Below are 23,798 nucleotides of genomic sequence, written 5' to 3'. Positions count from 1 at the left end.
GCGTGTCGCATTCTCATAGTCATTCCCACGCGATGCCGACGGGTCCGGCACCTCTTGGATCCAACGCCGCCCGGATCGTGGTGGGTCTGCTCGCCGCGATGGGGGTCGCTGTCCTTATCGGGCTGGTGACGTTGTGGCCCGAGCACCGCACCGCGGACATTCCGCTGCCGTACCAAAACGCCCACGGTGGCGCGGTAACCACGGAGTCGGGCACGGTGCTGTCGACGCGCCTCGGCGAATGCGGCAGCCCGTCGACCGGGCAGGTGCTCACCGCCGATCCCGCGGCGGGGCAGACCCCCGAATCGTCCTGTGCGCTTGACCTCATCGCCATTACCTCCGGCCCCAACTCGGGGGCCAAGACTCAGCTGGAGTTCACTTCCGGTGGCGGGCAACCGACTCTCGCTGCCGGAGAACACATCCGGATCACCAGACAGGTCGATACGCAGGGCGCCACCACCTACAGCTTCTACGACTACGAACGCACCTGGCCGTTGGTCGCGGTCGCCGCGGCGTTCGCGATAGTCATCTGTCTGGTGGCGCGCTGGCGTGGATTGCGTGCACTAGTGGGTATTTTGGTGGCCTTCCTGGTGCTGGCGGTCTTCCTGCTTCCGGCACTACGCGACGGCGGCCCCGCGCTACCGCTGGCACTGATCGCGTCGGCCACGATCCTGTTCGTCGTCATCTACCTTGCCCACGGGGTCAGCATGCGCACCAGCGCGGCGCTGCTGGGCACGCTCACGGCGATGCTTTTCGCCGCGGGACTGTCCTGGGCGGTCATCGAGGTGACGCACCTGACGGGCCTGTCCGACGAGCAGAACAATGAAGTCGCCGCGTACATGGGGGGAGTGTCGATATCCGGGCTGCTGCTGGCCGGGTTCATCATCGGATCGCTCGGTGTTCTCAACGATGTGACCGTCACGCAGGCGTCAACGGTGTTCGAACTGGCAGAGCTGGGCGATGGCTCCACGCGTAAGGACGTGTTCCTGGGCGCCATGCGGGTAGGGCGCGATCACATCGCCAGCACGGTCTACACGCTCGTGCTGGCGTACGCGGGGAACTCGCTACCGCTCATGCTGCTGTTCAGCGTCGCCAACCGCTCCCTCGGTGACGTGCTGACAAGCGAAGGTGTGGCGATCGAGATCGCCCGGTCCGCGGTGGGCGGTATCGCACTGGTGCTCTCGGTTCCCCTGACGACGGCCATCGCGGCGGCCCTGGCGACACCCCGTCAAGCGCGTGTCGCCGAAGGCGGGCACGCGGCCTAGCCGAAGGCGCAGAACTCGTTTCCGTCTGGGTCGGTCAGCACGGTCCAGCGGATATCGGTATCGGGGCCGCGGAGTGCGCGGGCACCGTCGTGTACCAATTCGGCGGCGTCGGCGCGCACATCCCAGTGCCAGCGGTTCTTCACCACGCGCTCGTCGCCAACCCGGACGAATTTCCAGATCAGGTCACCCCATCCGGCGCCATCGCGCAGCCACCGCAGGGTGCCGTCGGGGCCGCGAGTAAGTGTGCCGCCGACGAGACCCTGCCACCACCGGGCGATTTCCACCGGTCTATCGCTATCGGTGCACACTGCGAAGAGGCTTGCGGGCGTGTCGCTTTCGAGATGGGGATCGAGGAACGCGCAAAACTCGTTGCCCTCGACGTCGGCCATCACGACCCAATCAGGTTCGGCTGTCAGTACCGTCGCGCCCAGCGCGGTGAGGTCCTCTGGGGTACGCGCATAGAGGTCGAAGTGCACACGGTTCTTGACGGACTTGGCCTCCGGGACGCGATTGACCCAGATGTCGACATCCTTGCCGCGCCGGATCAGGGCCTCGCCGGCCTCGTCGATATCGATCTCGCCGCCGATGGCCGAGGCCCAGAACTTGGCCACGGGCACCGGCAGTATCGCGTCGACGCAGAAGTCCTTGAGACTGGCGCTGGGCGCGGGCTCCGGCCCGGGAAGGGACACGAGGAGATCCTAGGGGTGAACCGCTATGTCGCACGCGTCGTATCCGGCAATGCCCCGGAGCTGCCGCCAGAACAACGAGGCCGGTAGTCGGCCCGAAGCGCGTACCAGCAGCCCGCCCAACGCCGCAGGCCGTGCAAAGGTCGCGTGCCCGATCTGGCGACTTCGATGGACCACCACCCGGGTGCGGGGCTTTCGGCGGCGCGCGTACTCGCGGAAAGCGCTTGGCAGAGAGGAACGTTCGGATATCGTGGCGCCCAGTACCGCGGCATCCTCGAGCGACTGACATCCGCCCTGGCCCAGGTGTGGCCGCATCGGATGCGCGGCGTCACCGACCAGTACCACCCGACCGCCGGTGATCCGGCGCAGACGTCCGCGGTCGTAGATATCGCCGCGGAGCACCGATGACTCGTCGCTCTGGCTCAACAGGTCGGGTATGGGTTCCGCCCACTCGCTGAACTTCCTTGCCAAGTAGTCGATTTCGCCGTCAGATGCGCGTTGTGCCTCGTGGGACCGCTCGCCGGCGAACCAGTAGGTGCGGCCGCCAGACATGGGCAGGTGGCCGAATTCGATCCCCGGTCCCACGGTGACCCCGGCCAGCTCATCCGGAATCGCAACGTTGGATATCCCGCGCCACGCGGTATATCCGGAGTATCGGAACGAGAGCGGTCCATTGAGATACTGGGCGGCCAGCGATCCGATCCCGTCCGCTCCGATGACCGCGGCGGCGGTGAGCGACACACCGTCGGACAGCTCGACGGAGGTGCCGTGCAGCCCATCTCGGACGTTGCTCACTCGGGCGCCGTAGCGCACGGTTCCCGGTGCGAGCCGGGCGACCAGAATCGCCAGGAGTTGATTGCGTTCGGTGACCGCGACAGGTTCGCCCACTACCTTGGTGAGTTGTCCGTTCGGCGGTTCCCGCAGTATTCGCCCGTCGTGCCAGCGCACCATGCCGGCCTCCACACGTGCGCTGGCGTCACGCACATCGTCGCCGACACCGAGAGCGTCGCATGCCGCTAATGCATTGGGCCACAAGGTAATCGCGTAGCCAGCGGAAGTGCCGTCCCGGTCGTCGAGAACGACGGCATCACGTCCTGACTGTTGTAACGCGACTGCGGTGGCCAGGCCGGCGATACCGGCACCAACCACGACGATGTGGCCGCTCATAGCTTGACGTTATGGGTGGACCCCACAGGGGTAAAGGGTCTGAGGTTGTGATGTTCGGCATTCGTTCACTCGGGGCTGATCTGCTTGGCTAAGGTTTACCAAACCCCAGTTATCTAGGAGGAGACCCATGGCCACACTCGACGAGCTGTTCAACGAGATTCCCACCGACCAGATCGCAGCGAAGCTTGGGGTCGACAGCGAGACCGCCGACAAGGCGATCAAGTCCGTGGTGCCGCTGCTTGTGGGCGGATTCCAGGCTAATGCCGACGACCCGGATAAGGCCGCTGATCTGCAGGCCAATGTCAGCAGCGCCCCGAGCACCCTTCTCGACGGCGGAGTGAACGTCGAGGATGTCGATCAGAACGCAGGCAACGCGGTTGTCGCTTCGCTGTTCGGCGACAACAACGCCGACGATGTCGCCGCGAAGCTGGCCGGGGCGGGCGCGGGGAGCAGCGACCTGATCAAGCAGCTGCTGCCGATCCTTGCCCCGATCGTTCTGGCCTTCGTCGCCAAGAAGCTCACCGGCGGTGGCGCGCAGGCCGCGCCCGCAGAGGCGCCCGCGGCCAGTGGGGGCGGTATCGGTGACATCCTGGGCAACATCCTCGGAAGCGCCGTCGGCGGCGGGGCTGCCTCGGGCGGGAACAACCCGCTCGGCAGCATCCTGGGCAGCGTGCTCGGCAGCAAGGGCGGCAGCGACGCCCTCGGCAGCATCCTCGGCGGGCTGCTCGGCGGCAAGAAGTAGCCACACAGCAGAAGACAAAACCACCCGGCGCCTCACGGACCGGGTGGTTTTGTCGCATCAGGGCCCGCCTTGTCTGACGGATATGCCCTCGGTGTGGCGCGCGGCCCCCAATCGTGCGGTGGCGTCACGCTCGGCGCGTGAAAAGCCGTGGACCGGCAACCCTAGAATCTGATGGGTGACCCAAAGCCCTGATACGAACGCCGCCAGCTCCCTGCCCACTTCATGGGACCCGGGAGCGGTAGAGGCGGACCTCTATCAGGGCTGGGTGGACGCCGGATACTTCACCGCCGATCCCGCCAGTGACAAGCCTGGCTACTCGATTGTGCTGCCGCCCCCGAACGTCACCGGCAGCCTGCACATGGGCCATGCGCTCGACCACACCCTCATGGACGCACTGACCCGCCGCAAACGGATGCAGGGCTATGAGGTGCTGTGGTTACCTGGTATGGATCATGCCGGTATCGCCACCCAGAGCGTGGTGGAAAAGCAGCTGGCCGTCGACGGCAAGACCAAAGAGGACTTCGGTCGCGAGCTGTTCATCGACAAGGTGTGGGACTGGAAACGCGAGTCCGGCGGCACCATCGGCGCACAGATGCGTCGCCTCGGCGACGGTGTCGACTGGAGCCGCGACCGTTTCACCATGGACGAGGGTCTGTCCCGCGCGGTGCGCACCATTTTCAAGAAGCTGTTCGACGCCGGGCTGATCTACCGTGCCGAACGGCTGGTCAACTGGTCACCCGAGCTGCAAACGGCGTTGTCCGATATCGAGGTGAACCACAAGGAGATCGAGGGCGAGCTGGTCTCCTTCCGGTACGGCTCCCTCGACGACAACCAGCCGCACCTGGTGGTCGCGACGACTCGTCTGGAAACGATGTTGGGTGACACCGCCATCGCGGTGCATCCCGATGACGAGCGCTACCGGCACCTCGTTGGCACCGAACTGGCGCATCCGTTCCAGGACCGATCGATACCGGTCGTCGCGGACACGCATGTCGACCCCGAATTCGGCACCGGAGCCGTCAAGGTCACTCCCGCCCACGACCCGAATGACTTCGAGATCGGGCTGCGGCATAACCTGCCGATGCCCACCATTATGGACACCCACGGCAGGATCGCAGACAGCGGAACGCAATTCGACGGAATGGATCGGTTCGAGGCGCGGGTGAAGGTGCGTGAGGCGCTGGCCGAGCAGGGTCGCATTGTCGCCGAGAAGCGCCCCTACCTGCACAGCGTCGGACACTCCGAGCGCTCGGGTGAGCCCATCGAGCCACGGCTTTCGATGCAGTGGTGGGTCAAGGTCGAGCCACTGGCCAAGGCCGCGGGCGATGCGGTCCGTAACGGTGACACCGTGATTCACCCGGCCAGCTTGGAGCCGCGCTGGTTCGCCTGGGTTGACGACATGCACGACTGGTGTATCTCTCGTCAGCTGTGGTGGGGCCACCGCATCCCCATCTGGCACGGTCCAAACGGCGAGATCGTGTGTCTGGGACCGGACGAGACGGCGCCCGAGGGTTATGAGCAGGACCCCGATGTGCTCGACACCTGGTTCTCGTCGGCGCTGTGGCCGTTCTCCACGATGGGGTGGCCCGACGCCACTCCGGAACTGGAGAAGTTCTATCCCACAAGCGTTCTCGTCACCGGATACGACATCCTGTTCTTCTGGGTGGCGCGGATGATGATGTTCGGCACCTTCGTGTCCGGCGATCCCGCGCTACACGGCGGCAAGGTGCCCTTCGAGAACGTCTTCCTGCACGGCCTGATCCGCGATCAATTCGGTCAGAAGATGAGCAAGTCCAAGGGCAACGGCATCGATCCACTGGATTGGGTGGAAGGTTTCGGCGCCGACGCACTGCGCTTCACCCTGGCCCGGGGTGCCAGCCCCGGTGGTGATCTGTCCGTCGGGGAGGACGCCGCGCGCGCCTCGCGCAACTTCACCACAAAGCTGTTCAACGCCACGCGATTCGCTCTGATCAACGGAGCGGTACTGGGCGAGCTGCCCGCCGCCGACGATCTCACCGATGCCGACCGTTGGATCTTGGGTCGCCTCGAGCAGGTGCGGGCCGAGGTGGATGCCGCGCTGGATCGTTACGAGTTCAGCGTTGCCTGCGAGGGGCTGTATCACTTCGCGTGGGACGAGTTCTGCGACTGGTACCTGGAGTTGGCGAAGGTTCAGATGACCGACCGCGCCGAGGGAACCCGCACTGTGCTGGCGACCGTGTTGGACACCCTGCTGCGGCTGTTGCATCCGGTGATCCCGTTTGTCACCGAGGTGCTGTGGAAGACGGTCACCGGTCAGGAGTCGGTGGTGATCGCGGCCTGGCCGACAGGCTCCGGTGTTGCCCTGGACGGCTCCTATGACGTTGCCGTGCAGCGCATTGCCGATATGCAGAAGCTGGTGACCGAGGTGCGGCGGTTCCGCAGCGATCAGGGTCTGGGTGATCGGCAGAAGGTCGCGGCCCGTCTAGCGGGTATCCCTGAGGCCGGCCTGGAGGGACAGCTGGCCGCCGTGACATCGCTGGCCTGGCTGACCCCCGCCGAGGACGATTTCAGCCCGACGGCCTCGGTGGAGGTGCGGTTGTCCGGTGCCACCGTGACCGTCGAGGTGGACACCTCAGGCACCGTCGACCTTGAGGCGGAGCGCCGGCGGCTGGAGAAGGATCTCGCCGCCGCGCGTAAGGAACTCGAGGGCACCACAAGCAAACTCGGCAACGACGCGTTCCTGGCGAAGGCGCCTGACGCTGTGGTCGAGAAGATTCGTGCCCGCCAGCAGGTGGCCACCGAGGAGGTCGAGCGGATCACCGCCCGTTTGGCGGGGCTGGCGTGAGCGAGTCATTGCTTCCGGAACCGTCGCCCGACGAGATCGCGGCGCTGTTGCAGATCGAGTATCTGCTCGACCAGCGTTGGCCCGAAACGAAGATCGAGCCGTCGACCGACCGCATCATCGCGTTGATGGAATTACTGGGTTCGCCCCAGCGTGCGTATCCGTGCATCCACGTCGCCGGTACCAACGGCAAGACCTCGGTGACGCGGATGATCGACGCGCTGTTGACGGCACTGCACCGGCGCACCGGCCGTACTACCAGCCCGCACCTGCAGTCGGCGGTCGAGCGCATCGCCATTGACGGTCAACCGATCTCGCCGGCGAAGTACGTGGAGATCTACTCCGAGATCGAACCGTTCGTGGAGTTGGTGGACAAGCGGTCGCAGGAGCAGGGCGGGCCCGCGATGAGCAAGTTCGAGGTGCTGGTCGCCATGGCCTTTGTGGCCTTCGCGGACGCACCCGTCGATATCGGCGTGGTGGAGGTCGGGCTGGGTGGGCGTTGGGATGCCACCAACATCGTCGACGCTCCGGTCGCCGTGATCACCCCGATAGGTATCGATCATGTGGAGTTCCTGGGCCCGGACCTCGCATCTATCGCCAACGAAAAGGCCGGAATCATCAAGCGGCACAAGCTTGATGAGATGACCGGTGAGGCAGGCCCCGATACGGTCGCCGTCATCGCCCAGCAGGCCCCCGAGGCGATGGAGGTGCTGCTGAGCCAAACCGTGGAAGCGGATGCGGCCGTGGCACGGGAAGGTTCGGAGTTCTCGGTCCTGTCCCGTCAGGTAGCGGTCGGCGGCCAGGTGCTCGAGCTGCAGGGGCTGGGCGGGGTGTACCCGGAGATATTCCTGCCCCTGCACGGTGAGCATCAGGCCCATAACGCGGCGGTCGCGCTGGCCGCGGTGGAGGCGTTCTTTGGTGCGGGTGCCGAACGTCAGCTCGATATCGATGCGATACGAGCGGGATTCGCGTCGGTGATCGTTCCCGGGCGGCTGGAACGCGTCCGGAGCGCCCCCGCCGTCTTCCTCGATGCCGCCCACAACCCCCATGGCGCCGCCGCGTTAGCGGACACTCTGCAATCAGAGTTCGACTTCCGGCGTCTGGTCGGTGTCATCAGCGTGATGGGGGACAAGGACGTCGCCGGAATCCTCGCCGCGCTCGAGCCGGCATTCGACGAGATCGTGGTGACGCATAACGGCTCGCCCCGCGCATTGGAGACGGACGCATTGGCGGCCATCGCCCTCGAGTTCTTCGGCGAGGACCGTGTCGTCGTCGCACCCACTTTGCTCGACGCCATCGAAACCGCCACGGCAATGGTGGAGGAGGCCGCCGAAGATGGCGGAGCGGAAGGCTTTTTGGGTACCGGCATCGTGATCACTGGATCGGTTGTCACCGCGGGCGCCGCACGGACACTGTTCGGAAAGGACCCGCAGTGAGCAGTCCGGAGGATGGAATCGAACCCGGCGCGGACCTGAATGTCGCCGGCGGTGCGGCTCCGCCAGATCCTTGGCGGGGTTTTCGCGGGGTGATGGCGGGCACGCTGATCCTGGAGACGATCGTGGTGCTGCTGGCCATCCCGGTGGTGAAGATGGTGGGCGGCGGCCTCTCGCCGTTATCGCTGACGTACCTCATCGGGGTCGCCGTGGCGATGGTCCTACTCACCGGCATGCAGGGTCGGTCGTGGGCGCTCCGGGCCAATCTGGCACTCCAGGTGGTCCTGGTGGCGGGATTCTTGGTGAACGCCGCGATCGGCTTCGTCGGGCTGTTGTTTCTCGGTGTCTGGTTGCTGATCTGGTACATGCGCAACCAGGTCCGTGACCGTCAGAGCCGCGGTGAGCTGCCGGGTCAGCAGGGGCGTACTACCGACCAGTAGGCTGTCGCCCGTGACTGAGCGGACGTTGGTTTTGATCAAGCCCGATGGTGTGCGGCGGGGACTTGTCGGTGAGGTGCTGAACCGTATTGAGCGGAAGGGCCTGACGCTGGCTGCCCTTGAGCTCAAGAATGTCGACGAGTCGCTGGCAAGCGCGCACTATGCCGAGCACAAGGAGAAGCCGTTCTTCGGCTCGCTGTTGGAATTCATTACCTCGGGGCCCGTGGTGGCGGCTGTGCTGGAGGGGCCGCGTGCTATCGCCGCCTTCCGTCAGCTCGCCGGCGGCACCGATCCCGTCGAGAAGGCCGCGACCGGCAGCATCCGCGGTGATTTCGCCCTGGAAACCCAGGAGAATCTGGTGCACGGATCCGACTCGCCCGAATCGGCGGTGCGCGAGATCGCGCTCTGGTTCCCGGCCCTCTGACCCAATCCACCTGATCTGACATCGCGAGTGTGCGGTTCGCGTCGATTTCCCACGAAATCTCGACGTAAACCGCACACTCGCTTGGTTTTGCGGCCCTGCGGATCGCGCGGGTTTACGGCTTGGTGCCCGTCGTCTGATTCGTATGGGATACTGAATGTGGGCCACGGCACTTCGACTCCAATAGGGGCCGGCCGGAAACCCGAATGACGACACGGCGAGCGCGATTACCATTGCAGCACGTCAAGCCATCATTCCAGCCAGGCACCGGGTGGGTTCGGAACTGCGGTATCGCAGCTACGGATCGCTCGGAGCAAGACCACCACAAACCCGGACATCCCCGGGTACATAGAGAGAAAGCCCTCGCGTGGCCGCGTCCGAAGGACGCGCCCGGGGGCTTGAGGAGAATAAGTGGCCGACTATGAGCTACCAGAAGACCTACACACCAGCACTCCAGAAGGGGACTCCGCCGCGTTAGCGCCGGACACTCCGCAACTCCCTGCTGAGCAGGGAGAACTACCCGAGAAGCTGCGGGTGCACAGCCTCGCGCGTGTCCTCGGGACCTCCACCCGTCGCGTACTCGACGCGCTGTCCAAGCTGGATGGGCGCGCCCGTAGCCCCCATTCGAATGTCGACAAGCAGGACGCCGCGAAGGTACGTGAAGTGCTCGCCGGAGAGGCAGAGCCCGCCACCCCGGCAGCGAGTGAGGACCCCGCGCCGGTAGTTGCCGAGGAGCCCGCCGAGGTAGTCGCCGAGGACCCTGACGCCCCGCCGACCGGGCCCATCCTCGTCGCGGAGCCGACCATCATCGAGGCCGCCGCGGTGCCGACTCCCGCGGCCGCGGGACCCACCGCGTATGACTACGGACCGCTCTTCGTGGCACCACAGGCTCCCGAGCCGCAGGAACGCCCCGCGCCCGTCGTGACGGACAGCGCTGAGGACCCCGATGAGGACTCCGGCGACGGGGACGATTCAGACGCCGAGGATGACGGTGACCGTCCCGCGGCGCGTCGCAGGCGACGGGGACGTCGTGGTCGCGGACGCGGTCGCGGCGAGCAGGCGGGTGCCGATGCAGAGGAATCCGATACCGAGGGTGGCGAGGCCACCGATGGTGAGGATGCTGCCGAGGACGCCGACGCTGATTCCGCCGCCGCTGAGGGTGACGAGTCGAACGCTGAGGATGGCGACACGCCCGAGGGTGCCAGCCGCCGTCGGCGCCGCCGGCGCCGGCGCAAGGCCGGAACTGGTGACGACGGCGATAGCGCCTCGGATGACGATCCGCCGAACACCGTTGTGCACGAGCGCAAACCACGCGCTGAGCGCGCCGAGCGCGGCGACGAGATTCAGGGTATTTCCGGATCTACCCGTCTGGAGGCCAAGCGTCAGCGCCGCCGTGACGGACGTGATGCCGGACGGCGCCGCCCGCCGATCCTGACCGAGGCGGAGTTCTTGGCCCGGCGTGAGGCCGTCGACCGGGTGATGGTGGTTCGGGACAAGACCCGTACAGAACCGCCGCACGAGGGCGCCCGGTACACGCAGATCGCCGTCCTGGAGGACGGTGTGCTCGTCGAGCATTTCGTGACGTCAGCCGCGTCGGCCTCGCTGGTGGGCAACATCTACCTCGGTGTCGTGCAGAACGTGCTGCCTTCGATGGAGGCCGCCTTCGTCGACATCGGTCGTGGTCGCAACGGTGTGCTGTATGCCGGTGAGGTCAACTGGGAGGCTGCCGGTCTTGGCGGCTCCAACCGCAAGATCGAGCAGGCACTCAAGTCGGGCGACTACGTCCTGGTCCAGGTCAGCAAGGACCCGGTGGGGCATAAGGGTGCCCGACTGACCACGCAGATCTCGCTGGCGGGTCGTTATCTGGTGTACGTGCCGGGTGCGTCGTCGACCGGAATCAGCCGCAAGCTCCCCGACACCGAGCGGCAGCGTCTCAAAGAGATTCTGCGGGATATCGTCCCCTCGGATGCCGGTGTCATCATTCGCACCGCGTCAGAAGGTGTGCGAGAAGACGACATTCGTGCCGATGTGCAGCGCCTGCAGGAGCAGTGGCAGGACATTGAGCAGCGTTCCACCGAACTCACCTCGAAGGCATCCGGGGCCGCCATGGCGCTCTACGAGGAGCCCGACGTGCTGGTCAAGGTGGTTCGTGACCTGTTCAACGAGGACTTCTCCACGCTCATCATCGAGGGTGATGTGGCCTGGGGCACCATCGACGATTATGTGAAAAGCGTTGCCCCCGATCTTCTTTCGCGCATCAATCGATATGAGCCGACTGACGGTCCGGACGTCTTCGCGGTACATCGCATCGACGAACAGTTGGCCAAGGCGCTTGACCGCAAGGTGTGGCTGCCCTCCGGCGGCACTCTGGTCATCGATCGCACCGAGGCCATGACGGTTGTCGACGTCAACACCGGAAAGTTCACCGGTGCCGGCGGCAACCTGGAGGAGACGGTCACCCGCAACAACCTGGAAGCCGCCGAGGAAACCGTCCGGCAGTTGCGCCTGCGCGATGTCGGCGGAATCGTCGTCATCGACTTCATCGACATGGTGCTCGAATCCAACCGGGACCTGGTGCTGCGGCGCCTCACCGAGGCATTGGGACGCGATCGCACGCGCCACCAGGTATCCGAGGTGACCTCGCTGGGGCTGGTGCAGCTGACCCGCAAGAAGCTCGGCACGGGCCTGATTGAGGCGTTCTCGTCGACCTGTGCCCATTGCGCGGGCCGGGGCATCGTGCTGCATGTCGACCCCGTCGATAACGCGGGCGCGGCAGCCGGGGGAACCAAGAAGGCCGAAACCGGCCGCCGTACCAAGCGTTCCCGCAAGGGCAAGGCGGATGAGCCCGAAGTGGTGGTCGTCCGCACCCCACCCCACCCGCAGGGTGAACACCCGATGTTCAGGGCGATGGCGGCCGCCAATGGCCACCACGAAGATGGGGAAGACGGCGACGCGGCCGAGGACGTGCTGGACAACGACGCGATCGATGAGGTCGACGAGATTGTCGAGGCTGTCCAGAGCGCGGAGACTCCGGATATCCCAAATGGTGAACCCGAGCCCGCCGACGGTGATGTCACGCCGGAATTCGAGGCCGAAAACGTGCCCGAGGTTGCCGCCGAAGAGTCAGACGAGCCCGTAGCACCGGTCGCCGACCCTGAACCGCCCGCCAAGGCGCCCACGCGTCCCCGGCGGAGGCGGTCGGCCGCGCGCGCCGCGGGGCCTCCGGTCGACCATTAGGCCGCTGCTAGTTGCAGCGTTCCCGGAAATCCCCAAGCGGTCGGCGAATCTCCTGTAGATCGGCCTTCACCTGGGGATTCTCGTCCAGGTACTGCCGGGCCTTCTCGCGTACCTGGTCTTTGGGCTGGCCCTTGAGACTCGTAAAGAAGTCGTTCACCTCCGGATGCGTGAACAGGTACGTCGATGTGGCGGCGGAGACACCTGTCGCGACACCCGCCATATCCGCGGCCGTGCAGTTGGGCGGGGGATCGGCGGCGGCCGTGACGGCTCCGTTCAGTACCAGCGCGGCGGCGACACCGAGCAGTCCACCGGCCATTCCGCGAGTGGCCCAAGCTGTCATCATCACTCCTCTGTACTCGAATTGATCACTGCTGGAACGGTATTGATCAGCGTGGCCCACCGATGCCGCCTCCGCCACCTGGACGACCCGGACGCCCGAAATCGGGCGGTGGCGACGGGTTGATGGTGGGTGGTGGCGGCGAGTCGTGACTAGATCCGAGGATGACGTCCATTCCCCAGTTGTCGCAGTACCAGTCGTTCTCGCAGGGGTACGGGACATACGGCGTCGAGGACGTAGTACTCCCGCCTCCGCGGACATCACCTTGCGCGCACAGGGTGGTTCCGTTGGCGTTGACGCATTCGGCCGCCGATGGCGGGGCGGCGATTACGCCGAGCGCCGGTAGCAGGATCGCCACGCTGGCAGAAAGGAAGCACCGAATCGTTCGCACCGCCGTACCTCCGCACGTCGAGGATCGCCCGCCGATCTGTACGGTTATCTGCGGTGGTCCAGGCTCAGTGAGGCGAGTGTACTTCCGATCACTCCCGGCGCGAGTGCGATTGGGGTTCCGGCATCGCCGAACAGGGGGGTGCCGGTTTGACCCTTTGCCCGCTGGTCACGTAGCCTTGAGCAGTTGTCACGAGGCTTCCGGCCCGCGGCATGCGGGCTAGCGGAAGAACTGAGCGGGCCCACCCACGATCCAGATGCGCCAGCCGACCTGGTTGCGCGCGTCCGAAGAGCAGAGCAGAGGTAGCGCAACGATGGCGACGTACGCAATCGTCAAGACCGGTGGCAAGCAGTACAAGGTTGCCGTCGGTGACGTGTTGAAGGTCGAGAAGATCGAATCGGAGCCCGGCTCCTCGGTGCAGCTGCCCGTCGCTCTGGTCGTGGACGGTGCCACCGTCACTACTGACGCAGACAAGCTGGCCAAGGTGGCAGTGACCGGGGAGATCCTCGAGCACACCAAGGGTCCGAAGATTCGCATCCACAAGTTCAAGAACAAGACCGGCTACCACAAGCGGCAGGGTCACCGTCAGCCGTTGACCGTGCTCAAGGTCACCGGGATCAAGTAGAGGATTTGACTTCATGGCACACAAGAAGGGCGCGTCTAGCTCGCGCAACGGTCGTGACTCCGCCGCGCAGCGGCTCGGCGTCAAGCGGTTCGGTGGCCAGCTCGTCAAGGCCGGCGAGATCCTGGTCCGTCAGCGCGGCACTCACTTCCACCCCGGCGTGAACGTCGGGCGTGGCGGCGACGACACTCTGTTCGCGACCTCCGCGGGCACCGTCGAGTTCGGCGCTCGCCGTGGTCGCCGGGTCGTCAACATCCTCCCGGTCGACGCTTAATTGGTGTTCTGTGTTCGGTGTGACCGAGCACAGAACAGTGTGAAGGAGGCTTAATGCCTCGTTTTGTTGACCGTGTTGTCATCCATGCCAAGGCAGGTACCGGCGGTCATGGCTGCGCTTCGGTGCATCGCGAGAAGTTCAAACCACTCGGCGGCCCCGATGGCGGCAATGGCGGTCGTGGCGGCAGCGTGATTCTCGAAGTGGACCCGCAGGTGCATACCTTGCTGGACTTCCACTTCCATCCCTACCTGCAGGCACCCAACGGTACGCAGGGCATGGGTGGCCATCGCAGCGGTTCCAACGGTGACGACCTGATTCTCAGGGTGCCCGACGGCACCGTCGTGCTCGACGGAGACGGCCGGATCCTTGCCGACTTGGTCGGCGCCGGTACGCGTTTCGACGCCGCCGCCGGTGGCCGGGGCGGACTGGGTAATGCCGCGTTGGCGTCTCGTGCCCGTAAGGCCCCCGGATTCGCCTTGCTCGGTGAGGCCGGAGCCGAAGCCGACCTCACCCTGGAACTGAAAACCGTCGCCGATGTTGGGCTGGTCGGGTTCCCGTCGGCAGGTAAATCGTCTCTGGTCTCGGTGCTTTCGGCCGCAAAGCCGAAGATCGCCGACTATCCGTTCACGACATTGGTACCCAACCTGGGCGTGGTGACCACCGGAGAGCACTCCTTTGTGATGGCCGATGTCCCCGGTCTGATCCCCGGTGCGGCCGACGGGCGCGGGTTGGGTCTGGAGTTTCTGCGGCATATCGAGCGCTGCGCGGTGCTGGTCCACGTTGTCGACTGCGCGACGCTGGAACCCGGCCGCGACCCCGTTTCCGATATCGACGCCCTGGAAAATGAGTTGGCGCGGTATCAACCGACGTTGCAAGCTGATTCTGTGTTGGGTGATCTGGCCGACCGGCCTCGTGCGGTGGTGCTCAACAAGGTCGACGTGCCCGAGGCCGCCGAGCTTGCCGACTTTGTCACCGAAGAGGTCTCCAAGCGCGGCTGGCCGGTCTTCAAGGTGTCGACGCTGACCCGGGATGGGTTACGGCCGTTGACCTTCGCGCTGTGGGAGATGATCCAGGCGGCCCGCGCAGCACAGCCCGCACAGGTGAAGACCCGCGCGGTGATTCGGCCTATCCCGGTCGACGAGAGTGGCTTCACCGTGATCCCCGACGCGGAGAACCCCGGTGGATTCGTGGTGCGCGGAGTGCGCCCCGAACGCTGGATTCGCCAGACCAACTTCGAAAACGACGAGGCCGTGGGCTATCTCGGCGACCGGCTGGCACGCCTCGGTGTCGAAGATCAGCTGCTCAAGCTGGGTGCACAACCCGGCTGCGCGGTCACCATCGGCGATATGACTTTCGATTGGGAACCGCAGACTCCGGCGGGTGTCGATGTGACCCTCAGCGGGCGCGGCACCGATTCACGTATCGACAAGGTCGATCGAGTGGGTGCGTCCGAGCGTCGCCAGGCCCGGCGGGTGCGCCGCGGGCAGGTGGAGCCGGAGTGAACACGGGTGCGCAGGCACGCCACGCAATTCAGGCGGCACGCACCGTCGTTGTGAAGGTCGGCACCGCTGCCCTCACTGATGCGACCGGAACATTCAGTGCCGACCGGATGGAGTACCTCGTCGAGGCCATCGAGGGCCGGATGAAGGCCGGGTCCGATGTGGTGATCGTGTCGTCGGGAGCGATCGCGGCCGGCATGGTTCCGCTCGGATTGACCAAGCGCCCCACGGATTTGGCGACCAAGCAGGCGGCCGCCAGCGCAGGCCAGGTTGCGCTCATCAGTGCCTGGAGCGCAGCCTTCGCGCGCTATCAACGCACCGTGGGCCAGGTGCTGTTGACTGCCCACGACATCTCCATGCGCGTGCATCACACCAACGCCCAGCGCACTCTCGACAGGCTACGGGCACTGCACGCGGTGGCCGTCGTGAACGAGAACGACACCGTGGCCACCAACGAGATTCGCTTCGGAGATAACGACCGCCTGTCGGCGCTCGTCGCTCATCTCGTGGGTGCCGATGCACTGGTGTTGCTTTCCGACATCGATGGGCTCTACGACTCTGACCCCCGAAAGGGAAACGCACGCTTCATTTCCGCGGTCGGTGGACCGGAGGATCTGGAAGGTGTGATCGCCGGGCCGGGTGGTTCCCGCGGCACCGGGGGAATGGCATCGAAACTCTCGTCGGCGCTGTTGGCCGCGGACGCCGGTGTCCCGGTGCTGCTGGCCTCGGCAACCGAGGCCGAGGCAGCCTTGGGGGACGGCTCCTGCGGAACTGTCTTCGCCGCGCGACCGCAACGCATGTCGGCCCGCAAGTTCTGGGTGCGCTACGCGGCCGAGGCGACCGGCTCGCTGAGCCTCGACGCGGGTGCCGTGCGCGCGGTGGTGGCGTCGCGCCGTTCATTGCTGCCCGCCGGAATCACCGAGGTGTCCGGGCGCTTCCACGGCGGCGATGTCGTCGAACTTCGCGATGCCGAGGGCGCCATGGTCGGTCGTGGCGTGGTGGCCTATGACGCCGCCGAATTGGCGACCATGCTGGGCCGTTCCACCAGCGAGCTTCCCGAGGATCTGCGGCGCCCCGCGGTGCATGCCGACGACCTCGTCACCTGAGCGCTTCGTGCCTTGCTCGAAAGAGTGGCGCATCGCAACGGCGCCTGATAGAAATTGTCAGCTGGTTCACAGCTTGGGGTAGGTTCCCCAATTTCGACGCGGCGTGTGCTCTGCGCTGGTCAGGCACGGAGGGGTATCGATGGCAGGGCGGTTGACCGGGCTCGTGAGTGCGGTGGTGATTGCGTTGGGGGCGGTGACATCGTCAGCCGTCGCCGCGGCGACATCTACCGACGAAAGCCAGATCCGGCAGGTGGTTGCCGCCGAGCTGACCGCACTGCGGGCGCTCGATCCCACTGCCTATGCACAGAACTTCTGTGCTGAGTATCGCGATGCCTACGAGGCGTGGGTGCAGCGCAACATCACGCCGCCGCCCTTCGAGGATCTTGAGGGAGCCAATCCGAAGCGACTGACTTCGGTGCTGCGCAAGAACTTCCCCACGGTGTCGGCTATCGCGATCCAGGATTTCGTCAATGCCGCCACCGAAGGTGATCGGGATGCGTATCACCAGGCGTGGCTCGGGATTCTGCGGGAGGAGTTCTCCCACTACTCATATCGAGTGCGGCAGGTGCAGGTCACCGGTGACCAGGCCGATGTGACCGTGCAGGCCACACTGGGCAAGGCGTCGGGCACTGTCCAATGGCAGTTCCTCCGCGAGAGCGGCGACTGGACGGACTGCACGGCTCCTCCGGCCGCATCCGATTCCGCGGCGCCCTCCCTGAAGGGTGAAGCGCCCCAAGGACTTCTCGGTGACATCGGTGACGTGCGTGCAACGGGATAGCGACGATGAAAATCTGGATCGAAGGAGAATGACCGTGTCAAAGAATGTCTTCGCTTGGTTGGCAGCGCTTTTCGTGGCCATCGGGCTGCTTGCGCAGACCGCTGTCGCAAGCGCCACCGGGGCAGATGAGGCCGAGATCCGGGATGTCACCGCGGGACGGCTGTCGGCGCTGCAGGCTGTGGACGCCGTGCAGTACGCGTCGTTCTTCTGCGGTGACGTTCGGGACAAGATCGAATCGGATTGGGGGCAGTCGTTCTCCCCGCCCGAGGTCAGCCGTTTGGAGGGCGCGAACCTGAAGAAGCTGCGTGCGAAGGTTCGCGAGGTGTTTCCCCTGGCTTCAAACGCTGCCGTTGAGGACTTCGTGACCGCCGTGGACAACCAAGACCAGGACGCGTTGTCGTCGGCGTGGCATCGTTTCTGGGTGGAAACCTTCGCGCACCTGACCTTCAAGGTCAGCAAGGTGACGGTGACCGGCGATACGGCCAACGGGACCATCGCGTTTCGCAACACCGGCGGACGTGGAAACGAGCCGCGAAAGTTCGTGCGCGAGGACGGCGTCTGGAAGGACTGCACGCCCGAAGCCACGCAAACTGAAACTGCGATCGGCAACGATGAGCCGCTGCTGGAGGCCCTGACCGGCGCCGGGGCCTAACGGATCTGGCGGCTGGCGGCGCCATCACGAGCGCGATCTCCGCACGCCTGTTGGCTGGTAGGTTTGCTCGGTCAGGGTGCACGAGCTGATCTGGACTGATAGAAATTAGCTCGGAGACGAGTGGTCGATACGAGCGAGGGTTGTCATGGTTTGCCGGAGATGGGCCGGGGCGGTGCTGCTGGGGGCGCTGCTGTTCGGTGGGGTGGGTTGCACGCAAACCGTGGAGGGTGACGGTCAGCCCAACGCTGAGGCGCTCGCGACGGCGCGCGACGAGAAACAGATCAAGGCCCTGATCGAGAAGCAGAACACGTACACCTCGAGCTTTGATTTCGCGAAGCTGGCCGAGACCAAGTGTGCGAAGTATCGGGATGCCACCGCCCAGAGCGGACCGCCCATTCCACCGATGAGTGAAATCGCGCCGCCCGAGATCGCCACGGTGCCAGGCGCCGGTGACGCGCTGCGGGGGTTGTTGGCCCAGAAGTTCCCCACGGTGCCGCAAGACGTCATCAATGCTGTGGTCGACAGTCTTGTCGCTCAGGACGAGCAGGCGTACCAGACGGCGATGCGCAATCTGCTGAAATCGCTCATCACCGTCAAGGTCACCGATGTGCAGAACATCGAAATCAAGGGTGACCAGGCCACAGCGGATATCACGATCACCACCACGTCGGGGAACAAGACCCCCTCGGAGGAGAAGCAGACCGTCAAGTACGTCAAGGAAGACGGAAAGTGGCTGGACTGCGCGCCGCCGGGCGGCGGGGCCTAGCCCGAACGTAACGGACGGTGTCCTGCGGCGATAACGTGATAAAGCACTGCCAACCAGGGGAGGGAACCGTGAAGCGAGCGTTCGCAGTCGTCGCAGCGCTCGCCACGCTGGCCACACTCGGGGCGCCCGGTGCGGGTGCGGCGCCCAACCGTGACGCGGTGACAGAACATGTGCGGGCCTGGGAAAAGGCATACAACGATGTCGACACCAACAAGATCGGCGACCTGACCTGCGATAAGTATCGCGACCGCGAACTGGCGAACAACGAGTCGCGGATCCCGACATGGGACGACTTCGTCAAGCCCTCGGATCTGTATGCCAAGTTCCCCAAACTCACCCAGGAAACGCTGGACAGGCTGCTTGACGCCGCCAAACGCAAGGACGCCGCCGCCTTCCGGCAGGCCTCGGTGCAGGTAGTACGGGAGAACGCGCATCTGACGGTCACCAACATCGACAAGGTCAATGTCATCGAGGCCAAGAACGCGACGGCCACGGTGACCACGTCGTCGGTGTGGGGCAACGATTCGCCCAAGACCACCACGTCCGATTGGTACCTGACCTACGAGCGTGATGCCTGGCGGTACTGCAACCCGGTCCTGACGGTCCGCTGACTCAGGCCCCCTTGAGCGACAGCTCGATCCTGGCCGCCGACGGAGCACAGTTCCCGGCGCCTGTGCGCAGTGTGGCGAGCGCACCGGCCACATTCGCCCGCCGCAGTGCCGTCTCGGCTCCGTACGGCCACCACGCCGCCAGCACGCCGGCGAACACATCACCGGCGCCGGTGGTGTCGATCGGCCGCACTGGATACGACGGAACCGTGATCTCCCCGTGAGGGCTGCGGTAACGCGATCCCTCGTCGCCCAGCGTGGTCACCAGGTGCCGCGACGGATACAACCAGGATTTGGCCTCGGTCTCGTTCACGATGACCACGCTCGCGCGAAAGGCCAGCTCCGCCAGGTCGGGTGAGCGCTCGGGTCCCGGGGAAGCGTTGAGTACGAATTGCTTACCGGCCTCGGCGGCCCACCGCGCCGCTACCAGAGCGACCGGAACCGGGATCTCCAACTGGCACAGCAACACATCGTGCGAGCAGATGATGTCCTTGTGCACCTTCTCGTCCAAGGTGAAGGCACTGTTGGCGCCGGGAGCCACCACGATGGAGTTCTCGCCGGAATCGTCCACGGTGATGGTGGCCATTCCACTGGGCCCGTCCACCTCGACGAGTCCGTCGAGGCCAATGTTGTTGTCTGCCAAGTGAGATCGCAGCATCGGTGCGGCGCCATCGGATCCCACCGCTCCGATGAACTGCACCGAGGTGCCCGCACGCGCTGCGGCGACGGCCTGATTGGCGCCCTTGCCTCCAGGCGAGGGCAGGGCCGACGTCGCCAGCACCGTCGCACCTGGGGCGGGCAGCTCCTCCACCCGCAACGTCAAATCCATGTTGACGCTGCCGAGGACACATACTGTGGCTAACTCGGTCACCCGCCTAGGCTAGTCCTGGCGCAGCTACATTTCGGGCACCCGGATACCCTGACACGATGAGCGTTTCAACCAACGAGTTGGCCGCACCCACGGCGGACGTCTCCGGTGCCGCCGCAGATCTGCGCGCAGACGTTCATGATGCCGCCCGGCGGGCGCGGGTCGCGGCCCGCGATCTGGCCCGGCTCACCGCCGACACGAAGAACATCGCGCTTCGCGCGGCGGCCGATGCGATTGTCGCCGCCACCGATTCGATCATCACGGCCAACTCCGATGACCTGCAGCGAGCCCGAGACGCCGGTATCGGTGTGGCCATGCTCGATCGTCTTGCGCTGGACGCGCGCCGGATCGCCGGGATAGCTGATGGACTGCGTCAGGTCGCAGGTCTGCCGGACCCCGTCGGGGAGGTATTGCGCGGCTCAACCCGGCCCAACGGACTGCGGTTGCGTCAGCTCAGGGTGCCGCTCGGCGTGGTCGGCATGGTGTACGAGGGGCGGCCGAACGTCACGGTCGACGCATTCGGGTTGACTCTCAAGTCGGGCAACGCGGTGCTGCTGCGCGGCAGCTCGTCGGCTGCAACCTCCAATACCGAACTCGTGCGGGTGCTGCGTGAATCGCTGCTCGCCAGCGGGCTGCCCGCCGATGCCGTCCAGCTGCTCGACAGCCAGGACCGGGTGACGGTGACCCATCTCATCCAGGCGCGCGGCCTCGTCGATGTCGTGATTCCGCGTGGCGGCGCCGGCCTCATCGACGCCGTGGTCCGCGACGCGCAGGTGCCTACCATCGAAACCGGGGTCGGCAATTGTCATGTGTATGTGCATGCCGATGCCGACCTCGAGCTGGCCGAGCGGATCCTGTTGAACTCCAAGACCCGTCGCCCGAGCGTGTGCAATGCCGCCGAGACGCTCCTCATCGACCGTGAGATCGCGGAGGCCGCGGTGCCGCGGCTCATCGGCGCGCTGCAGGCCGCCGGGGTCACCGTGCACGGTGACCTGGCAGTGCCCGGCGTTGTTCCGCTGACCGAGGCGGACTTCGGCACCGAATACCTGTCATTGGATATCGCGGCCGCCGTCGTCGACGATCTCGACGCCGCAGTTCGCCACATCGAGCAGTACTCCAGTGGGCACACCGATGCCATCGTTACTGCGAATCTTGGTGCAGCCCAGGAATTTACCGATCGTGTGGACAGTGCGGCCGTGATGGTCAACGCCTCCACCGCGTTCACCGACGGCGAGCAGTTCGGCTTCGGCGCGGAGATCGGCATCTCGACACAGAAGCTGCACGCCCGCGGCCCCATGGGGCTGCCCGAACTGACCACAACCAAGTGGATCGTCTTCGGAGACGGTCAGATCCGTCCCGCCTAACACCTGGAGAACGAGTGGACCGAACCGAGACCGCGCCGATGTTCACGAGCATCGATGACGTCATCGCCCGGCTGGCCGAGACCGGATACCTCGCTGACACCGCCACGGCGACAGCGGTATTTCTTGCCGATCGGCTGGGCAAGCCGCTACTGGTGGAAGGTCCTGCGGGCGTCGGTAAGACCGAATTGGCCAGGGCGGTAGCACAAACCACGGGCTCGGGCCTGGTGCGTCTGCAGTGCTATGAAGGTGTTGACGAGGCGCGTGCGCTGTACGAGTGGAACCACGCCAAGCAGATCTTGCGTATCCAGGCCGGGTCGGGCAACTGGGACGAGACCAAGACCGACGTCTTCGCCGAGGAATTTCTGCTGTCGCGACCGCTGCTCACCGCGATCCGCCGCGAGGATCCGACGGTTCTGCTCATCGACGAGACCGATAAGGCCGATATCGAGATCGAGGGCCTGCTGCTGGAGGTGCTCAGTGATTTCGCGGTCACCGTCCCCGAGCTGGGCACCATCCAGGCGAGCCGCAAGCCGTTCGTTCTCCTGACCTCCAACGCCACCCGTGAGCTGTCCGAGGCGCTCAAGCGGCGCTGCTTGTTCCTGCACATCGATTTCCCCGATGCCGAGCTGGAACGGCGCATTCTGCTCAAACGGGTGCCGGAGCTGCCCGCCGCCCTCGCAGAGGAGCTGGTGCGCATCATCGGAGTGCTGCGCAACATGCAGCTCAAGAAGGTTCCCTCGGTCGCCGAGACCATCGACTGGGGGCGCACCATTTTGGCGCTGGGCCTGGATACTCTCGACGACGCCGTCATCGCGTCGACACTTGGCGTGATCCTCAAACATCACTCCGACCAGCAGCGGGCCGCAGGAGAGCTGAGGCTGAACTAATGCCCGCGCGTAAGCCTCCCAAGCCGACCCTGCCCCTGGCGCCGCATGGTCTGCCAGGCCATCTGGTGGGTTTCGTGGAAGCACTACGCGAACAGGGCATCTCGGTGGGTCCGTCGGAGACGGTGGACGCGGGTCGAGTGATGACGGTGCTGGGGCTGCAGAGCCGCACCGAACTTCGTGAAGGTCTGGCTTGCGCGGTCTTGCGTCGCGCCGATCATCGGCCGACCTTCGACGTGCTGTTCGACCTGTGGTTCCCGCCCGCGCTGGGCGCCCGTTTCGTCGAAGTCGACGAGGAATCGACAGCCCTTGATATCGAGGATATCGAGCAGGTGCGTGAGCAGCTGATAGACCTGCTTGCCTCCGACGCCGGAGATCTGCCCCTGAATTCGTTGATCGCGCAGATCGTGGAGGCATACGGGAAGTACAACTCCACCCGGGGAACCTCCTACTCGGCCTACCAGGCCATGAAATCGCTGTCCCTGGACCAGATCGAGGCCAAACTGCTGATGGGCCTGCTCGGCGGTGGCGACGATGCGTCACCAACGGACCAGGCCGTCGCGAAAGCGATTGCCAAACAGCGCATCTCGAAGGTGCGCCAGCTCGTCGAGGCGGAGACCAAACGCCGCACGGCCGAACAGCTGGGGCGCGAACGCGTGACCGCGTACGGTGTGCCGCAATTGGCCGAGAACGTGGAGTTCCTGCGAGCTTCGGGGGAGCAGTTGCGCAACATGCAACGGGTGGTGCACCCGTTGGCGCGAATGTTGGCCAGCCGTCTGGCGGCCCGGCGCCGCCGTGCCCACACCGGTCAGATCGATCTGCGCCGCACCCTGCGTAAGTCCATGTCCACCGGAGGTGTGCCCATCGACGTCGTACAGAAGAAGCCCCGTCCGGCCCGCCCCGAGCTGGTGGTGCTCTGTGATGTGTCGGGATCGGTGGCAGGGTTCTCGCATTTCACGTTGCTGCTGGTGCACGCACTGCGTCAGCAATTCTCGCGGGTGCGTGTCTTCGCGTTCATCGACAGCACCGACGAGGTGACCCACCTGTTCACGCCCGACACCGATCTTGCCGAGGCCATCGTGCGGATCACCCGGGAGGCGGAGGTGTTCACCGGCGACGGACACAGCGACTACGGGCACGCGTTCAAGACGTTCGTCGAGAAGTTCCCGACGGTCCTTTCCCCCCGTAGTGCGCTGCTCATCCTGGGTGACGCACGCACCAACTACCGCAATCCTGCCATCGAGGTGCTCACCTCGATGGTGTCCTCCAGCAGGCACGCGCACTGGCTCAATCCCGAGCCCAAGAACCACTGGGGAACCGGTGATTCGGCCGCCACCCGGTACCAGGACGCCATCACCATGCACGAATGCCGATCGGCGAAACAGCTGGCCACGGTGATCGACAACCTGCTGCCCGTCTAGCGCCGGTCATCACTCCAGTAAGCTG

At 65.4% G+C, this 23,798-nt stretch carries 23 protein-coding genes; 18 read left to right on the top strand and 5 right to left on the bottom strand.

The window, feature by feature from the left end:
• Positions 1-2 precede the first annotated feature (2 nt).
• Positions 3-1,262 (top strand): YibE/F family protein, encoded by a 1,260-nt coding sequence (locus B4383_RS14370; RefSeq protein ID WP_176126594.1) that lies wholly within the window; start codon positions 3-5, stop codon positions 1,260-1,262.
• On the opposite strand, the gene B4383_RS14365 is transcribed toward B4383_RS14370, so the two are convergent.
• Together B4383_RS14365 and B4383_RS14360 are read right to left on the bottom strand one after the other, a co-directional pair.
• Positions 1,259-1,951, bottom strand: coding sequence for a VOC family protein (locus B4383_RS14365; protein WP_078291193.1), 693 nt, complete (start codon positions 1,949-1,951; stop codon positions 1,259-1,261). The genes B4383_RS14370 and B4383_RS14365 overlap by 4 nt on opposite strands.
• 9 nt (positions 1,952-1,960) lie before the next feature.
• The gene (locus B4383_RS14360; protein WP_078291190.1) at positions 1,961-3,115 is read right to left on the bottom strand and encodes an FAD-dependent monooxygenase; all 1,155 of its coding nucleotides are present in this window, start codon (positions 3,113-3,115) and stop codon (positions 1,961-1,963) included.
• Between the two features lie 127 nt (positions 3,116-3,242).
• Between B4383_RS14360 and B4383_RS14355 the strand changes: the two genes are divergently transcribed.
• The 6 genes from B4383_RS14355 to B4383_RS14330 all read left to right on the top strand — a co-directional run bounded on the left by B4383_RS14355 (position 3,243) and on the right by B4383_RS14330 (position 12,206).
• The gene (locus B4383_RS14355; RefSeq protein WP_078291187.1) at positions 3,243-3,857 is read left to right on the top strand and encodes a DUF937 domain-containing protein; all 615 of its coding nucleotides are present in this window, start codon (positions 3,243-3,245) and stop codon (positions 3,855-3,857) included.
• Positions 3,858-4,032: 175 nt separating this feature from the next.
• Positions 4,033-6,681 carry a valine--tRNA ligase gene (locus B4383_RS14350; protein WP_078291183.1) on the top strand — a complete coding sequence of 883 codons (2,649 nt, stop codon included), beginning with the start codon at positions 4,033-4,035 and terminating at the stop codon, positions 6,679-6,681.
• Entirely contained in the window at positions 6,678-8,114 is a 1,437-nt protein-coding gene (locus B4383_RS14345; RefSeq protein ID WP_078291180.1) for a folylpolyglutamate synthase/dihydrofolate synthase family protein, read from the top strand. Before B4383_RS14350 ends, B4383_RS14345 begins: the two co-directional genes overlap by 4 nt.
• Positions 8,111-8,551 (top strand): DUF4233 domain-containing protein, encoded by a 441-nt coding sequence (locus B4383_RS14340; RefSeq protein ID WP_078291177.1) that lies wholly within the window; start codon positions 8,111-8,113, stop codon positions 8,549-8,551. Before B4383_RS14345 ends, B4383_RS14340 begins: the two co-directional genes overlap by 4 nt.
• A 10-nt stretch (positions 8,552-8,561) precedes the next feature.
• The gene (gene ndk / locus B4383_RS14335) at positions 8,562-8,972 is read left to right on the top strand and encodes a nucleoside-diphosphate kinase (protein WP_078291174.1); all 411 of its coding nucleotides are present in this window, start codon (positions 8,562-8,564) and stop codon (positions 8,970-8,972) included.
• Positions 8,973-9,503: 531 nt separating this feature from the next.
• Positions 9,504-12,206, top strand: coding sequence for an Rne/Rng family ribonuclease (locus tag B4383_RS14330; RefSeq protein WP_286150631.1), 2,703 nt, complete (start codon positions 9,504-9,506; stop codon positions 12,204-12,206).
• Between the two features lie 7 nt (positions 12,207-12,213).
• Here B4383_RS14330 and B4383_RS14325 read toward each other — a convergent pair whose 3' ends face one another.
• Together B4383_RS14325 and B4383_RS14320 are read right to left on the bottom strand one after the other, a co-directional pair.
• Entirely contained in the window at positions 12,214-12,546 is a 333-nt protein-coding gene (locus B4383_RS14325) for a heme-binding protein (RefSeq protein WP_078291285.1), read from the bottom strand.
• Positions 12,547-12,592: 46 nt separating this feature from the next.
• Positions 12,593-12,934 (bottom strand): hypothetical protein, encoded by a 342-nt coding sequence (locus B4383_RS14320; protein ID WP_078291169.1) that lies wholly within the window; start codon positions 12,932-12,934, stop codon positions 12,593-12,595.
• A gap of 310 nt (positions 12,935-13,244) precedes the next feature.
• Between B4383_RS14320 and rplU the strand changes: the two genes are divergently transcribed.
• The 8 genes from rplU (at position 13,245) to B4383_RS14280 (ending at position 19,239) form a co-directional block, all read left to right on the top strand.
• Entirely contained in the window at positions 13,245-13,556 is a 312-nt protein-coding gene (gene rplU, locus B4383_RS14315) for a 50S ribosomal protein L21 (RefSeq protein WP_078291167.1), read from the top strand.
• A gap of 13 nt (positions 13,557-13,569) precedes the next feature.
• Entirely contained in the window at positions 13,570-13,827 is a 258-nt protein-coding gene (rpmA, locus tag B4383_RS14310; RefSeq protein ID WP_030095129.1) for a 50S ribosomal protein L27, read from the top strand.
• A gap of 53 nt (positions 13,828-13,880) precedes the next feature.
• Complete coding sequence (gene obgE, locus B4383_RS14305) at positions 13,881-15,329, top strand: GTPase ObgE (protein WP_078291165.1); 1,449 nt, start codon at positions 13,881-13,883, stop codon at positions 15,327-15,329.
• Positions 15,326-16,432 carry a glutamate 5-kinase gene (gene proB, locus B4383_RS14300; RefSeq protein ID WP_078291163.1) on the top strand — a complete coding sequence of 369 codons (1,107 nt, stop codon included), beginning with the start codon at positions 15,326-15,328 and terminating at the stop codon, positions 16,430-16,432. Before obgE ends, proB begins: the two co-directional genes overlap by 4 nt.
• 139 nt (positions 16,433-16,571) lie before the next feature.
• Positions 16,572-17,210: a hypothetical protein gene (locus B4383_RS14295; RefSeq protein ID WP_139360773.1), complete on the top strand. Its 639-nt coding sequence runs from the start codon at positions 16,572-16,574 to the stop codon at positions 17,208-17,210.
• A 34-nt stretch (positions 17,211-17,244) separates the two neighbouring features.
• A complete protein-coding gene (locus B4383_RS14290; RefSeq protein WP_139360772.1) occupies positions 17,245-17,862 on the top strand; it encodes a hypothetical protein in 618 nt (205 codons plus the stop codon).
• Between the two features lie 172 nt (positions 17,863-18,034).
• Complete coding sequence (locus tag B4383_RS14285) at positions 18,035-18,628, top strand: hypothetical protein (protein WP_078291154.1); 594 nt, start codon at positions 18,035-18,037, stop codon at positions 18,626-18,628.
• Between the two features lie 107 nt (positions 18,629-18,735).
• A complete protein-coding gene (locus B4383_RS14280) occupies positions 18,736-19,239 on the top strand; it encodes a hypothetical protein (RefSeq protein ID WP_286144061.1) in 504 nt (167 codons plus the stop codon).
• A gap of 1 nt (position 19,240) precedes the next feature.
• Here B4383_RS14280 and B4383_RS14275 read toward each other — a convergent pair whose 3' ends face one another.
• Positions 19,241-20,107, bottom strand: coding sequence for a ribokinase (locus tag B4383_RS14275; RefSeq protein ID WP_078291150.1), 867 nt, complete (start codon positions 20,105-20,107; stop codon positions 19,241-19,243).
• A gap of 56 nt (positions 20,108-20,163) precedes the next feature.
• Here B4383_RS14275 and B4383_RS14270 point away from each other — a divergent pair, with 56 nt between their 5' ends.
• From B4383_RS14270 to B4383_RS14260, 3 genes are read left to right on the top strand one after another with little or no spacing between them, the layout of a single operon-like run.
• Positions 20,164-21,468, top strand: a complete 1,305-nt coding sequence (locus tag B4383_RS14270; RefSeq protein ID WP_078291148.1) for a glutamate-5-semialdehyde dehydrogenase — start codon at positions 20,164-20,166, stop codon at positions 21,466-21,468.
• Between the two features lie 38 nt (positions 21,469-21,506).
• Positions 21,507-22,355 (top strand): MoxR family ATPase, encoded by an 849-nt coding sequence (locus tag B4383_RS14265; RefSeq protein WP_078291282.1) that lies wholly within the window; start codon positions 21,507-21,509, stop codon positions 22,353-22,355.
• Positions 22,355-23,773: a VWA domain-containing protein gene (locus B4383_RS14260; protein WP_078291146.1), complete on the top strand. Its 1,419-nt coding sequence runs from the start codon at positions 22,355-22,357 to the stop codon at positions 23,771-23,773. Before B4383_RS14265 ends, B4383_RS14260 begins: the two co-directional genes overlap by 1 nt.
• The last annotated feature ends 25 nt before the right edge of the window (positions 23,774-23,798 follow it).

This window comes from Mycobacterium sp. D16R24 (assembly GCF_002013385.1).
GTDB lineage: Bacteria > Actinomycetota > Actinomycetes > Mycobacteriales > Mycobacteriaceae > Mycobacterium.
Note: the sequence above shows the minus strand (reverse complement) of the source record. Positions and strands in the feature narration are given on the sequence as shown.